This is a genomic window from Chitinophaga sp. CCNWYY40 (assembly GCF_037483205.1).
In the GTDB taxonomy this organism is placed as follows: Bacteria; Bacteroidota; Bacteroidia; order Chitinophagales; family Chitinophagaceae; genus Chitinophaga; species Chitinophaga ginsengisegetis.
In genome coordinates, this window is the sequence record NZ_JBBHLF010000001.1 from 291,925 (window position 1) to 305,638 (window position 13,714).

Below are 13,714 nucleotides of genomic sequence, written 5' to 3' on the forward strand. Positions count from 1 at the left end.
ACGAAAGGGTTGCGCTTATTTATATGTAAATAATAAATAATACCAAATCTGTCACTATCTTTGTCAACTTTATCAACTCAAGTTCAATTTTAACCAACAACTGTTATTCAATTCAATCTTTGAATCATGAAAAACCAATTCTTCGCCACGTTAATGGTGGTTTCCGCATCAATGCTATTCTTTAGTGCGTGCAGCAAAGACGAGTCTTCTTCCAACAGCGGCAAGTCGAAGCTCACCGTGTACCTGACAGATGATCCGGCTATTTACGATGAAGTGAACATCGATATCCAGGACATCCAGGTAAATGCATCGGCCGATGCGGCAGAAACGGGTGCAGGTTGGGTATCTGTTCCCCTGGCACGTCCCGGCGTGTATAACCTGCTGGATTTCAGAAATGGATTAGACACCTTACTGGCGTCAAAAGAATTACCCGCCGGTAAAATTTCACAGATCCGGTTGGTATTGGGTACCAACAACAGCGTAGTATTGAATGGAGTATCTCACCCGCTGGAAACTCCTTCTGCGCAACAATCAGGTTTAAAACTGAATGTTCATGCCGACCTGGTTGCCGACATCGAATACCGCCTCTGGATCGATTTTGACGCAGGCCGCTCTATTGTTACCACCGGAAGCAATAAGTACATCCTGAAACCAGTGATCCGTACTTATACACAAGCAACCAGCGGTACCATCAAAGGAATCGCTTTACCATTGCTGCAGGTGAAAGGCGTTTACGCCATTCAGAACACGGATACAGTTGCTTCCGCATTGCCGGACGCATTAACCGGCGCCTATGTAATATCCGGCTTAAGCGCGGGTACTTATAATGTGGCTATTGCCGGTAATGGTATCTTAAAAGATACTACCGTTGCTGCCGTAGCAGTAAAAGTAGGAGAAGTATCTACTGTAAGCACTATCACATTGAAGTAAGTCATCAGATAGCATTGATAAAATAGGCTGACCAATCCGGTCAGCCTATTTTTTTGCAATTATATGGAAGGTATCAGCTGGTTTAAATGATGCTTCAGGTGACGCACATAATCTTCAATTAAAAACTGTAACGTGTGAGGCGCAGGATCACCATTGTCACAGGTTTTCTGTAGTTCATCTTCTTTTATTACACTGATAATAGCAGCAAGATGACGATTGTAATATTCCCAGAACAGCAGCAGTTGTGCGCGGTCCATTTCCTGGTAATGCTGTGTTTTCACCCAGTCGTCCCCGTTATACGTAATAACAGGTACGGGTTCCAATCGTGCCCTTATAAACCGGTGATGGTTGTTAGTGGCCGAATCAACGAGGTGTCCTAATATCTGTTGCTTCGACCATTTGCCTGCCGCACGCGGGGTGGTAAATTCAGCATCCGGTATAAGCCGGATCTTTGAAGGAATAGTATCACACAGGTATAATAATCGTTTAACAACATGTTGCACCGCCATTGTATTTATTTTTGGAGATGCAAAAATAGCTTTTAAAAAGAGGCCATACGTCAATTAAACTTCTTCCCCGGAAAATAATAGCTGCGCACAATAATAATAACAGGCAGGGCTAACGCTACCCAGGAAAATATATCCCAGTAACCATCGCCCACCAGTGCTGTAATTAATCCGGCTATCGACAGCAATGCTATCAGCAGCGGTTTTCCCCATAATCTGGTAAATACATTATTCTTCATCTTCGTATACAGTTTTTTCGGTGAGCCTGCTCCATTGCAATTTGGTGGCCTTTCTGCGCGCAAACCACAGGTAGAGGCCCGTAATCAATACAATGATGGTACCCAGGTCAAATAATGCCCAGATGACCTTTAAAGGCATACCGCCATAATCACCGAAATGCAGGGGCTCTGATAAAAACAGGGTGTTTACATACCAGGGCATTCTCCGGGCATCGGTAAGGGCGCCGGTTTTGGCATCCACCAGGGCAGGCATCAGCAACCTCGATGTGAGGGAGGTGTTGCCCCGCATAAATACGGCGTAGTGATGTTTGCTGGAAAATGGGGTGCCGGGATAGGTAACTATACGCGGCTCCATATGCGGCGCTGCTTTTTGTGCTACCGCCATTGCGCTGTCTAATGAGCTGAGATTGCCTGTAAGTGGCTGCTGTTGGGCATAGGGCGCCACCATTTCTTTTAGCTGTCCCTGCTGCCACAAGGCCAGCACTACATCAGACAAGGTGTTGATAACACCGGTAAGTCCTACCACGCTGGCCCACGTAAGTGTAACAATGCCAATCAGGTTATGGGTATCCAGCCATTTCAGGCGGTTCGATTTATACTTCCGCACCATCCCGAAATCGTACTTTTTCATGATGCGCCCGTAAAGCACTACGCCGGAAATAATGGCAATAACAAACAGGATCCCCATGAGGCCCAGGAATAATTTCCCGCCAATGCCAAGAAACATATTGATGTGGATCTTCAGGATGATGTCCATTACCCCATCGGTAGTGGGCTTGTCCAGCACCGCGCCGGTATACATGTTGAGCATGGCATACCTGCTTCCTTCCGGGGGAGCGTCGGGTTTGGCAGCGAGGTCAAATATGATCTTGTTTTTATCTTCTTCATCCCAGAAGATATACCGTATCTTTTCCGCCGGGTATTGTTTGCCGGCAAGCACCGCCAGCGAGTCCAGGCTTAGCTTACGGGCGCCTTCAGGGATTTCTGCCGCTACCTGTTTTTCCAGCAGTCCATCCAGCTCTTCATGAAAGATCAGCGGAAGGCCGGTCAAACACAGCATCAGTAAAAAAACAGTACAAATGAGGCTGGTCCATTTATGCCATAGAAACCAACGCCTGGCGGTTTTTATATTCATTATTCAAAGTGTAATTCAACCCCAAAGTTGATAGCTTCCCTTAGCTTTAGTTTACGGGATCCGGAAATACATTTTACAAATCCGGAATTTTATAGGGTACCGGTCATCTTCTTCTTTAATAATTCTGAATAACTTTGCTTTCATAATCTGCATTTTATGAAAATAGCACTGGCTTCTCCACCACCTCCAACATCTGTCAGCGAAGGTTTATCATGGGCTGAAAAGCTAATAGGGGAGGCGGCAACACAACACGCGGAAATTATCTGTTTCCCTGAGTCATATCTTCCCGGCTATCCCGGGATGGGTTATACGGAAGAAGAACGTTCTCCCGGAAAATTGCAGTCTGCGTTGGAAAAGGTGGCGGAAATTGCTGCGCAAAATGCCATTGCCGTTATTATGCCAATGGATTGGTACCAGGGAGCAGCATTACTGAATGTAGCTTTTGTGATTTCAGCAACGGGTGAAGTATTGGGATACCAGACAAAAAACCAGTTGGATCCCACGGAAGATAATATCTGGATCCCGGGTACGGAGCGCAATATTTTTGAAGTGAATGGGGTAAAATTTGGTATCACCATCTGTCATGAAGGGTTCCGTTATCCTGAATCTGTCCGGTGGGCAGCCCGGCATGATGCCAAAATAGTATTTCACCCGCATTGCACCGGCAGCAATACCACCGGCGAATTACTTACCGAATGGGGCCATATCAATAACCCCTACTATGAGAAGGCCATGATGATGCGCGCATTGGAAAATACCATCTATTTCGCCAGTGCCAATTATGCGTTTACATATCCCGATTCTGCCAGCTCGGTGATTGGTCCGGATGGCGCCTGCATAGCACACGGGGAATATGGCAAACCCGGTGTAATTGTAGCAGATATTGATCCGGCGTTGGCTACGGGTTTGCTGGCGAAGAGATACAGGTCGGCGTTGTATGTAAAATCGCACAACCGGTCATAGTACCCGGTTTATCTTTAAATTAGTACATATTTCCCGGGAATGAAAGTACAAACACTTACGCCGCCTTCTTCCATTGCAGATTATGTGAGCAACATCGTGGTGCTTGAAAATAACAGCATGTTCTATGAAGCAGTTCTTCCACTCATTGCCAACGGGTATCCCAGCATTACTTTCCAGCTAACGGACCCCGTAAGGATCCTGAGCGCCGGGAAAAAGAGCTATCACCTGGTATTATATGGTCAGAATACCCGCCCTATCCAGCTTTATACGGCCGGCGAAATTACGGTGATTGCCTATTTCCTCTATCCCTATATGTTACCTTCCCTTTTTGGATATAACGCCAAAGAACTCAAGTGGGAAACGTTTCTTTAAAGACGGAAAGCTTCCCGCTGGCCTGCATCTCTCTGACACAAAAATACTGGATGGCGGGGTAGTGGTGCTTACTTATCAGCGGGTGAAGAAGTAACGGTTTGTGGGGGAAAAAAATTAATTTTAGCCCATGCATCAGTATAAGGAACAAATAGAACGGATCAGGGCAAAACTGGCAGCTGCAAAGCAAAAGGATCAACAGCTGAAAGTATTTGGCGCCAGCTATCATAAATACGTAATCCACCAACCACTGGAGGAGTCCGAACTTTCTGATTTTGAAAATGCGTACAACATTTCTTTGCCTGGAAGCTTCAGGGCATTCCTGCTTCATGTGGGAAATGGAGGAATATCCCAGGCCGGTTCCGCAGCCGGTCCGTTCTATGGCATTTACCCTTTGAAGAAGGGTGCGAATGACCTGATAAGTAATCCTGAAAAATATTTAAGCGAACCTGTGAAAATTTATCCCGGTATAACAGAGGATGAATGGAATAATCTTACAAAAGAAGCCGAAAAGGAAGATATTTCAGATGAGGAGTACGACGAAGCGATACAAAATATTTACACCGGAATTTTACCCATCGGATCTCAGGGGTGCGCCTATATCCACGGCCTGGTGTTAAACGGGGAACATGCAGGCAAGGTAGTGAACATCGACATAGACAGGCAAAAGCCAAAATTCACTTTTGAAGACACTTTTTTAGATTGGTATGAACGCTGGCTGGATGAAATCCTTTCGGGGGACCTGCTGGCCGCCGGCCCCACCTGGTTTGGCTATGCAATGGGTGGAAGTGTATCTTCACTGCTGGAAAAATACCACGCTGCAACAAACAAAACAACCCGGTTGGATTGTATCACCGGTATACAAACTAAGCGAAGCATTGAACCCGGCGTTGTGGCCATACTGGAAAATGAATACCGGTTATCAGAAGCGGAATACAAACGGACCTGGCTGCAGGTACTCACAAAGTTCAGTTACCCGCTGGCAAAGCCCCACCTGGTGGCATACAGTGCTGTTGATCTGCTAACCGTTGTTCAACTTATCTGGTGGTATGCAAAAGATAAAAGCATGGAATGGTGGGAGATCATCGAAAAAAATATAGGGAACATCCATGATGACGAAACATTCCGGTTTTGCACCTACCTGCTGGGAGAAACGAAAATGGATTATGCGCATTTAATTATTCCGATGACAACCAACAGTAGTGAAGAAATCCGGAAAACAGCTTTTTATACTTTAGGCAAACTTAAAAAGAAGTCTCCTTACCTGGATGTTTTTATCAATGGGTTAAATGATCCCTCAAATTATGTAGTGCATGCTACCTTGCAGGCGCTATCCGGTGTGAAGGATAAAAGGTTATTGCCGGAGTATAAGAAGATAGCAGAAAGATTTCCAACGGAACAGGACTATATCTTATCCAATCTGGGCCACCGGCTGGCGGATATGGGATTAACCATTCAGAAGTTAAGGAAGTGAGGGTGTTGCCTTCTTTGATTTCACAAACTCCGCATAAGGTTTAAGATCCTGCATCATCGCTTTCCGGTATCCTTCGCGGTCGCCCTTTTTCAGGTAGTTCAGCAGGTCTTTATGCGAGATCACTTTTTTCTTTTGTGCGAAGAAAGGCGCAAACTCATCAAAATGCTCGTTTACATAATTGAATAGCGGCAGCAGGATTGCCTGGAATCCTTTGATGATCTCATTATTGGGGATCTCATACAACTTGCGGTGAAACGCATGTTCGCTTTCTACTGCGTAACGGTTGCCCCCAAGCGCCGGTTGTTCCTTCACGATCTTTTCCAGGTCTTTAATATCCTGCTGCGTAATATTGTCAAAAATCTGGTCACAGATCCCGATGTCCAGCGATATCCTGAATTCAATCAAATCCAGTACAGACCTTTCTTTCAGCATATAAGGATTGATCATCTTGTCCAGGTTTTCCATCACAGCGGGTTCTGATAACACCATCCCGCGTCGCGTTCTGCTTTCAATGATACCCAGCATCCTCAGCCGGCTCAATGCTTCGCGGATTACACTACGTCCTACCTGCAGCGTGTCGGTGAGTTCCACCTCTCCGGGAATGCTGGCCCCCGGACCAAGTTTGTTCTTTTTGATATAGTCCAGTATCTTCTTTTCCACGAGATCTACTAATGTAACAGATCTCAGTTGGTCGTGCTTTATTTCCATAACTGTAAATTTTCCACAGGATCTGTCAACATAACGGTCATATCTTATTTACAACCATCCTTTCTCTTTATCAGATCTCCCCTGCAAAGGTATTATTTTTTGTCTGACAAATAATTTTTGTCAAATAATTTGTCAGACAAATCTGAATTATATACTTTTGGATCACCATAGCAACCACTAAACAAAACAGATATCGCCACAGTTATGAAAAAGATCTTCATTCTCCTGATCCTGGTATACGCAACAGGCGCCAACGCTCAGCAGCAGCCCTTCTCAGACACCACCTTGTTATTTGAACCCGACCGGGATGGCTATTCCATTATGCATGTACCCGCCCTGGTGGTCACCAAAAAAGGCGTGCTGCTGGCATTTGCAGAAGGCCGCGCCGGCAACGGCCAGGATTGGGCGGAAATGGATCTCCTGATGCGCAGAAGCATCGATAAAGGCCGCCACTGGGAACCGGTAACAGTAGTGGTACCACATACCACCGGCGTTCCCACCAGTAATATTACACCCATTGTGGATGAAAATGGCACCGTACACCTGCTCTATCATGTGGATTATGCCCGCGCTTATTATATGAAATCAACAGACGACGGCAAAACCTGGTCACGCCCCGTAGATATTACCTCTGCATTCAATGGCTTCAGCGCTGTTTATAACTGGAAAGTACTGGCCCCCGGCCCCGGCCATGGTATCCAGTTGAAAAACGGCCGCCTCGTAGTACCGGTATGGCTTTGCATTCCCAATAAAAATATTCCGGGCGGCGACCACCGGCCTTCCTGCACGGCTACCATTTATAGCGACGATCATGGGAAAACGTGGAAAAGCGGCGCCATCATTGCCAACACCGGCGATAAGATTGCCGGCTCAACAGACACCGTGGTAAACCCCAGCGAAACAGTAGCATTGCAACTCGCCGATGGCCGCGTTATGGTAAATATGCGCAACGAATGCGCCCCCAACAAACGCCTCATCAGCTATAGTCCCGATGGCAGCAGTAACTGGTCCACCCCGGTGCTGGATGAACAGCTGTTTGAACCGGTATGCATGGCCAGCCTGCTCCGCTTATCCGGTAATAAACCAAACAGCATCAACAGGATCCTGTTCGTAAACCCCGACAGCCGCCACAATGCCACCGAAATCCGCAAAGGACAAAAAGTATATAAACCCCGCGAACGCCTGGCAGCTAAACTCAGCTATGATGAAGGACGTACCTGGCCCGTGGAAAAAGTACTCTTCGAAAAAGGCGCGGGTTACTCTGATCTGGCGGTAGACAAGGACGGTACTATTTACTGCCTGTACGAAATCAGGGACGGCGACGATAACGACTGGAAATACCGCATCGTTATACAACGCTTTAACCTCGAATGGTTAACAGCCGGAAAAGATTTTACCGGAAAAAAACACTGAATAAACCCAAACCATAAGTATATGTTGATCTTTGTTGACGCTCCCCTCGCAGAGCGCCATAAATCCACACTGGCTGCCGGCGCCGCCGGCGATAGCTTTATCTTCAGAGATGAATTACCCGGCGAAAGCGAACAACGCGAAGCACTGTTAAAAGCGGACATCCTGCTCGGAAATCCCAAACCCGTGGAATGGCTGGAAAAAGCTGTCAACCTGCAATGGATACAATTGTACTCCACCGGGTTTGAATATTACCGGCATATTAAAATACCGGCCGTAGTCACCAATATGCAGGACTACTACTCCCAACCCTGCGCGGAAACAGCCGTTGCAGGCATCCTGTCGCTATACAGGGGCGCCGGTGAATTTGCAGCACTAAAGAACAAACAACAATGGGTAGGACATATCATCCGTCCCGCATTACAAACACTGCAAAACAAACACGTCATTATTCTCGGCGCCGGTAACATCGCCAGGAGGATAGAAAGAATATTACAGGGCTTTGATTGTACCATCAGGCTTTATGCACGCCGCTCATCAAACGCCGTCATAAGAACAACAACTGAACTGGAAGCCGCCTTGCCTGCAGCCGATATCGTGATAGCCTGCCTGCCCGGTACAGAAGAAACAAAAGGACTGTTTACCCGGGAAATGATCGCAGCACTGAAACACAATGCCATCTTCTGCAACGTGGGAAGGGGTAACCTGCTCGCCGACGAACAGGCACTCACCGAAGCACTGATGCATCGCCGTATAGGCGGCGCCGTATTAGATGTAACACAGGAAGAACCACTGCCGGCCGGCCATCCGTTGTGGAGTTGCCCCAACACCGTTCTAAGTCAGCATTCCGGCGGAGGCAGCACCTCAGAATATGAAGGTATTGTAGCCTGCTTTCTCGAAAACCTGGCTGCTTTTAAAAATGGTATCCCCCTGAAAAATATAGTCCGCTTCGATAAAGGCTATTGAAAAATAATAATCATGAAGATCACAGATATTACTACAAAAATTATCAGATTATCATCTGAACTTTGGTACGCTCCTCATCCGGTGCCATCGGGCTATATACCTTTTTTTGATTTTCCGCTGACCATCCTTCATACAGATGAAGGAATCGAAGGATATACAATGGACTATTGCCCGTTAGGCCAGGGGATTGCATCAGCTTACGCGGTTCATGATATTTATTATCACGACCTGGTTGGTCATGATCCCCTGAACCATGAAGCTATCTGGCAACGGCTGAGAGGCAAACAACGACACCTTTACAACTTCCGTGAAACCATCTGGGGCAACCTCGATGTAGCGCTATGGGATATCAAAGGAAAGGTCGCCGGCTTACCCATCGCCGTGCTGCTGGGAAAATACCGCGATAAAGTACCGGTGTATTCCAGTTGCCCGCCGCAAACCATCACCACGCCCGAAGCCCTGGAACAACAGGTACGGCTGAAAATAGCCCAGGGCTTTAAAGGAATAAAACTACAACTATCCGGCGGCTCGGCACAGGATATCCCAAAGCTGCGGCTGGCAAGGGAAATAGCCGGCAGCAGTTTTCCGCTCATGCTGGACTCCTCCGCCGTATTAAGCTTTGAAGACGCATTGAAGATAGGATATGAGCTGGACGATCTTCACTACGAATGGTTTGAAGAACCGTTCCCCGATGCACACATCCTCCAGCTGCAAAAACTATCGCAGGCCATCAGAACACCCGTGCTGGCGGGAGAAACCGTGGGACTCTTCGAATTACCAAATTACATGATACAGGGAGCCATAGATATTGTTCGTGGCGATGTACATCATAAAAGCGGCATCACCGGTGTTATGAAAGCCATCGGCATGTGTGAAATGATGGGCTTTGAATTTGAAATCCACACCGCAGCCTCACCATTACTGGATATTGCCAATCTCCACGTGGCATGCGCTGCACGCACCACCCGTTTCCTGGAATCCCATCACCCCATGTTCCGGTTCGGCCTGAAAAACAATCCGCTCGAAATCCGGGAAGATGGCTGCCAGCATTGCCCGGAACAGCCAGGACTGGGCGTGGAAATAGACTGGGACTGGATCAATGATCACACTGTGGAAGAGATAAAAGGCAGACGATGGTAGCATGGCGGACTGAAAATATTTTCGTATTTTCAGTAAAAATGTTAACCCCTTATGGCAAAACAAACAGGGTTGCTCCAATTCACCGGTAAATTGGGCAACGTCATAGGATACCGGAGAAATGGATCTTACTTCATCCGCAGCATGCCGGATACAGTACAGCAAACCACCGCTACACGGAGGGCATCACGCGATTTTGGTATCGCCAGCAGGAAAGGGAAACTGATCCGGCGGGCTATCACTCCTTATTTGGCGATAAACCCCGGCGGCACACTGGTGAACCGCTTAAACAAAGTGCTGATCACCGCAACGCGGGATCGCCTGCCGGATCTGAAAGGCTTTCGCTTTAACCCGTACATGGGTGTGGAGCAGTTCTTTTCACTTCAGCCCATTATTACAACTGGCGGCATACTGCATATACCAGCACAGAAGCTGTGCCCACCGGCTAAAGCCACACACCTGGAAATTGTTGTGGTAGCCGTTCGTATTAACTTCGCGCAGCGGCAAATAACAGGACGTGCTGAATCGGCCACCACAATCGATTTGAGCCAGCCTTTCAACGGTGCTGATCTGGCCGCCACCGTTCCGGGGAGAGGTACGTTGCTGGTTACCTTACAGGTAAGAGCATATGAACACGGCGCTGTTATCGAAAACCGCCGGAGCAAGGCCGCCGATATCATAGCGGTTGTTGCACCCGCTACCATAAAGAAGCAGCCTGTTAAAGTAAACAGTGTCCCCCGTGTAAAAAGAATGCTGCCTTATCAATCCCTGTCCACTACAGGAAAAGTGGTATTGTCGGTGCCTGCACGGCAGCGGGAATGAAGGTAGCCACTACCAGCAGCACCACCACAACTTCCATCAGTATATATTTTCCCTGTTAAGGAAACCACCTTTCCGTGCATTGTTATGGCCGTAAGTGTGCACCCGGTGGCTTTGGGAGGATAACCAAGTATCCGTATCAGCAGAAATCACATCATTATCTCACCCAAAATACGTTTCACGAAGATCAAGTTCATCCCCATCACATCTCCTGATCAAGTCCACCTTTCCAGCACATTTTATGCAGGTAAACGCCTGCTGCTACTGCATTCCTGCCCGATACCAAAGCGACTGCACTGTATTCCCTACGCCTGTTTTAAGCGCACATAAAAAAATATATTTCAGTGCCGGGAGTACTATTTTCGCATCAATAACCTGACACATGAAATACTTATTGTTACTGATAGCTATCATTGCTGAAATCATTGCTACCTCTTCGCTGAAAGCCTCCGAAGGATTTACCAGGCCCTGGCCCTCCGTGTTGGTGGTAGTATTTTACGGCATCGCATTTTACTGCCTTAGCCTCACATTGAAAAGCATTCCACTGGGAATTGCTTATGCCATCTGGTCGGGTGTAGGTATTGTATTAGTGTCGGTAATTGGATTAATCCTCTTCAAGCAGAAATTAGATCTGCCGGCTGTTATCGGTATTTCATTAATCGTGATAGGAGTAGTAGTGATCAATGTTTTCTCCAAAAGTTCAACACACTGATGTTGAGAGTTAGATCCATTAAATAAAAAAAGGCTTGACTCTCACCCTGCGTCATGTTTGAGGCAGCCGCTTTGTTTTTCAAAAGTGATGGAATAGCTGCCGCCAATTTTGTACGATTTGTAGCAGTCAAGGTTTACGGGGGGAAACTTTGTCGAAGAAGTGAGGGTTTATAAATTCTATTTTTGTGCCCGGTTCCTTTGTCAGATGATTAATGAGATCCGTTGGATCATAGGTTTCCCGCGGAGCGGTCATATGCGCAAACGCTTCCTGTACCTTTTCTTTTGGTATTTCTAATCCAATGGTGGGAATGTTTGCCTCTTCCAGCATAGCCAGATAGCCCATGCGGCCCATTTTTAATGTATATTCAGGCCACTTATGAGCCATCATTTTCCATATGCCAAAGATACTGGCATTGGCAATCAACTGTTTGTTATCAACGTCGATAAACAGGTGGTCAAGTGCGCGCGTTTGGCCTTCCGCCGGCATCGAAATGGCAGGTCTTGTTTCCAGTAGTGCAACAATATCTTTGCCATAACAAATAATAGATTCCAATGTAATATTCGTTTCGGCAACAAAAAGCTTTTCGTTTTGTCTGATAATGAACAATACGTTAGGATAGTCGCCTAAAGGATCATTAATAATATCCGCTGGATCAGTGCATTCAAATTTAGTGGCTGGTTGCTGTGAAACATAGTCAATGCCTAACAATGGTTCCGCATCATACATTTCATTAGCTAAATGCATAATCTGCCAGCCAGGCCATTTTTTTTTCAATGCGGATAAATAGTAACGTAAAACAGAAGTCTCATTTTCGAGTTCCCATGCCCAGAAGCCAAGCAGTTTTTCTGCCATATCCAGTATTACAAAGCCTTCCATCCAAATAGGATCCATTAATTCCTCACGGACTGTACATTCACTTATATAGCGTAGAAAGGGCTTTTCACCGAAATATAGGTCTGATGCAATAGAGTTGGCCCGCCAATGGTGATAGTGAATGGTGAGCTGATCCCCGTTTTTAATAACATAGTTAGCACGTTGTCCCAATTAAATACATTTGTACAAATATAATATTTTAATTAATATATGATTGATGTCGGTTATTGATAAGTTGCGTGAAACGGGAATGATAACTATCGCCTTCTATAAAAAAGAGTTTTAATAGATGATCCAAATCGTTTTACTGTATTTATGGCCCGGAATAATTGTTTTACAGTATTCAGTAATAGATTTACTGTAAATAAGAATAGAGTAATTTTCAAAATTAAAAGATGGGAAATGGAGGATGCTAATCAAATACGAAAACACCCTACGGGGGAACGCATACACTATGCAGTTGTTTTTACACCCCAATATTCGTAATTTGGATAAAACAATTTACCACCTTTGAAACACCTGATAAAAACAATTGACACTATAATCTTCTCTGCCATAACCCGCCTGGCACTGTGTATATGGTTGCTTTTTACTGACCCCGGTTCTGTTACTTTCAGGTACCTTCTCGTGATTATCTTTTGTATTCCACTGCTGAGATATTTTATCCATAAAACTGCGGGTACAAGCATGCAGTTTTTTTTTAACAGGAAGCCCCGGGGCGAAATAACGCGCTTTGCACTGTTTGCAGCGATGCTTGTTGTATATCTCTTTATAGTTCCGCATGTATTTTCCGTTTATAGCATTTCCTTCTCAGGATATTTATTGGTCATTGCTTCATCTGTAGCGGTAGCCTGCGTCCTGGTTAAGAAAACAGAACGGGCGCCGGATGATGCACGGATTAATGAGCATGCTTTGCTGATGACGATGGCCTTTTATACCCTGCCATTCTTAGCCGGTATTAACTACGCCTTTGATCTATCCCGTCCGGCAACGATAAAGTACCTCGTTACCGGTACAGGCAAACATTCTTTTGAAGGTTATTCAGAACCTGAAGAAAGGAAAAGTGAGATTACTTCGTATTATTTGCACCTGCTGCCTGCTGATAGTATTATTGCGCCACCTCAATGGGTAGAGGTGGGTGAGGAGCATTATAAAAAAGATCTAAATCCCGGCTGTACCAATTGCATAGTATTGGATAGGGAAAGAAGACTCAGCAGCGTAAAGGCTGCTTCAGCCGGATTGCCTGATAGCGTAGAGGCAACTTATCACCTGCTGGTACTCAAAACAAACGCCCTGGTTGCCAGGCGGGAATTTGAACAGGGGGTATATAGCCGCTTTACGAAAGGGGACTACCTGTATTCCGAAGCTCATCATGGCCTGCTGGGGTTTTCATGGCATAGCTACAGATAGGTTTTGCAGGGCCATATTCCACCCATTTATACCACCAGATGCCGCACATTCAATAGTATTTGA

15 protein-coding genes are annotated in these 13,714 nt (G+C 46.2%); 10 read left to right on the forward strand and 5 right to left on the reverse strand.

Annotated elements, in window-relative coordinates; translation table 11 throughout:
- Positions 1-126: 126 nt before the first annotated feature.
- Positions 127-930 carry a DUF4382 domain-containing protein gene (locus tag V7S65_RS01175; RefSeq protein ID WP_336386489.1) on the forward strand — a complete coding sequence of 268 codons (804 nt, stop codon included), beginning with the start codon at positions 127-129 and terminating at the stop codon, positions 928-930.
- Positions 931-989: 59 nt separating this feature from the next.
- Here the strand turns inward: V7S65_RS01175 and V7S65_RS01180 are convergent, their stop codons facing one another.
- Genes V7S65_RS01180 through V7S65_RS01190 form a run of 3 tightly spaced genes read right to left on the reverse strand, consistent with a single transcriptional unit; the run spans position 990 to position 2,810 of the window.
- A complete protein-coding gene (locus tag V7S65_RS01180) occupies positions 990-1,439 on the reverse strand; it encodes a DinB family protein (protein WP_336386488.1) in 450 nt (149 codons plus the stop codon).
- A gap of 50 nt (positions 1,440-1,489) precedes the next feature.
- Positions 1,490-1,675 (reverse strand): hypothetical protein, encoded by a 186-nt coding sequence (locus tag V7S65_RS01185; RefSeq protein WP_336386487.1) that lies wholly within the window; start codon positions 1,673-1,675, stop codon positions 1,490-1,492.
- Positions 1,665-2,810, reverse strand: a complete 1,146-nt coding sequence (locus tag V7S65_RS01190; RefSeq protein ID WP_336386486.1) for a PepSY-associated TM helix domain-containing protein — start codon at positions 2,808-2,810, stop codon at positions 1,665-1,667. Before V7S65_RS01190 ends, V7S65_RS01185 begins: the two co-directional genes overlap by 11 nt.
- Positions 2,811-2,966: 156 nt before the next feature.
- Here V7S65_RS01190 and V7S65_RS01195 point away from each other — a divergent pair, with 156 nt between their 5' ends.
- The 3 genes from V7S65_RS01195 (at position 2,967) to V7S65_RS01205 (ending at position 5,616) form a co-directional block, all read left to right on the forward strand.
- Complete coding sequence (locus tag V7S65_RS01195; RefSeq protein WP_336386485.1) at positions 2,967-3,773, forward strand: carbon-nitrogen hydrolase family protein; 807 nt, start codon at positions 2,967-2,969, stop codon at positions 3,771-3,773.
- Positions 3,774-3,812: 39 nt separating this feature from the next.
- Positions 3,813-4,145: a DUF6597 domain-containing transcriptional factor gene (locus V7S65_RS01200; RefSeq protein WP_336386484.1), complete on the forward strand. Its 333-nt coding sequence runs from the start codon at positions 3,813-3,815 to the stop codon at positions 4,143-4,145.
- 127 nt (positions 4,146-4,272) lie between these two features.
- Entirely contained in the window at positions 4,273-5,616 is a 1,344-nt protein-coding gene (locus V7S65_RS01205) for an SMI1/KNR4 family protein (RefSeq protein ID WP_336386483.1), read from the forward strand.
- Here V7S65_RS01205 and V7S65_RS01210 read toward each other — a convergent pair.
- Positions 5,605-6,324 carry a FadR/GntR family transcriptional regulator gene (locus V7S65_RS01210; RefSeq protein ID WP_111580506.1) on the reverse strand — a complete coding sequence of 240 codons (720 nt, stop codon included), beginning with the start codon at positions 6,322-6,324 and terminating at the stop codon, positions 5,605-5,607. The genes V7S65_RS01205 and V7S65_RS01210 overlap by 12 nt on opposite strands.
- A gap of 204 nt (positions 6,325-6,528) precedes the next feature.
- Here V7S65_RS01210 and V7S65_RS01215 point away from each other — a divergent pair, with 204 nt between their 5' ends.
- The 5 genes from V7S65_RS01215 (at position 6,529) to V7S65_RS01235 (ending at position 11,368) form a co-directional block, all read left to right on the forward strand.
- Entirely contained in the window at positions 6,529-7,737 is a 1,209-nt protein-coding gene (locus tag V7S65_RS01215; protein WP_336386482.1) for a sialidase family protein, read from the forward strand.
- Positions 7,738-7,758: 21 nt separating this feature from the next.
- A complete protein-coding gene (locus V7S65_RS01220) occupies positions 7,759-8,700 on the forward strand; it encodes a D-2-hydroxyacid dehydrogenase (RefSeq protein WP_336386481.1) in 942 nt (313 codons plus the stop codon).
- A gap of 12 nt (positions 8,701-8,712) precedes the next feature.
- Positions 8,713-9,840: a mandelate racemase/muconate lactonizing enzyme family protein gene (locus V7S65_RS01225; RefSeq protein ID WP_336386480.1), complete on the forward strand. Its 1,128-nt coding sequence runs from the start codon at positions 8,713-8,715 to the stop codon at positions 9,838-9,840.
- Positions 9,841-9,891: 51 nt separating this feature from the next.
- Positions 9,892-10,659: a hypothetical protein gene (locus V7S65_RS01230; RefSeq protein WP_336386479.1), complete on the forward strand. Its 768-nt coding sequence runs from the start codon at positions 9,892-9,894 to the stop codon at positions 10,657-10,659.
- Positions 10,660-11,038: 379 nt separating this feature from the next.
- On the forward strand, positions 11,039-11,368 hold the full coding sequence (locus V7S65_RS01235; RefSeq protein ID WP_079468610.1) for a DMT family transporter: 330 nt from the start codon (positions 11,039-11,041) through the stop codon (positions 11,366-11,368).
- A 126-nt stretch (positions 11,369-11,494) separates the two neighbouring features.
- Here V7S65_RS01235 and V7S65_RS01240 read toward each other — a convergent pair whose 3' ends face one another.
- The gene (locus V7S65_RS01240) at positions 11,495-12,412 is read right to left on the reverse strand and encodes a hypothetical protein (protein ID WP_336386478.1); all 918 of its coding nucleotides are present in this window, start codon (positions 12,410-12,412) and stop codon (positions 11,495-11,497) included.
- 516 nt (positions 12,413-12,928) lie between these two features.
- Between V7S65_RS01240 and V7S65_RS01245 the strand changes: the two genes are divergently transcribed.
- The gene (locus tag V7S65_RS01245) at positions 12,929-13,651 is read left to right on the forward strand and encodes a hypothetical protein (protein WP_336386477.1); all 723 of its coding nucleotides are present in this window, start codon (positions 12,929-12,931) and stop codon (positions 13,649-13,651) included.
- Positions 13,652-13,714: the final 63 nt, after the last annotated feature.

Bases quoted from the DNA above. Each gene is read 5' to 3' on its own strand.
- V7S65_RS01175 (WP_336386489.1), top strand. From the start codon at position 127: ATGAAAAACCAATTCTTCGCCACGTTAATGGTGGTTTCCGCATCAATG.
- V7S65_RS01180 (WP_336386488.1), bottom strand. From the start codon at position 1,439: ATGGCGGTGCAACATGTTGTTAAACGATTATTATACCTGTGTGATACT.
- V7S65_RS01185 (WP_336386487.1), bottom strand. From the start codon at position 1,675: ATGAAGAATAATGTATTTACCAGATTATGGGGAAAACCGCTGCTGATA.
- V7S65_RS01190 (WP_336386486.1), bottom strand. From the start codon at position 2,810: ATGAATATAAAAACCGCCAGGCGTTGGTTTCTATGGCATAAATGGACC.
- V7S65_RS01195 (WP_336386485.1), top strand. From the start codon at position 2,967: ATGAAAATAGCACTGGCTTCTCCACCACCTCCAACATCTGTCAGCGAA.
- V7S65_RS01200 (WP_336386484.1), top strand. From the start codon at position 3,813: ATGAAAGTACAAACACTTACGCCGCCTTCTTCCATTGCAGATTATGTG.
- V7S65_RS01205 (WP_336386483.1), top strand. From the start codon at position 4,273: ATGCATCAGTATAAGGAACAAATAGAACGGATCAGGGCAAAACTGGCA.
- V7S65_RS01210 (WP_111580506.1), bottom strand. From the start codon at position 6,324: ATGGAAATAAAGCACGACCAACTGAGATCTGTTACATTAGTAGATCTC.
- V7S65_RS01215 (WP_336386482.1), top strand. From the start codon at position 6,529: ATGAAAAAGATCTTCATTCTCCTGATCCTGGTATACGCAACAGGCGCC.
- V7S65_RS01220 (WP_336386481.1), top strand. From the start codon at position 7,759: ATGTTGATCTTTGTTGACGCTCCCCTCGCAGAGCGCCATAAATCCACA.
- V7S65_RS01225 (WP_336386480.1), top strand. From the start codon at position 8,713: ATGAAGATCACAGATATTACTACAAAAATTATCAGATTATCATCTGAA.
- V7S65_RS01230 (WP_336386479.1), top strand. From the start codon at position 9,892: ATGGCAAAACAAACAGGGTTGCTCCAATTCACCGGTAAATTGGGCAAC.
- V7S65_RS01235 (WP_079468610.1), top strand. From the start codon at position 11,039: ATGAAATACTTATTGTTACTGATAGCTATCATTGCTGAAATCATTGCT.
- V7S65_RS01245 (WP_336386477.1), top strand. From the start codon at position 12,929: ATGCAGTTTTTTTTTAACAGGAAGCCCCGGGGCGAAATAACGCGCTTT.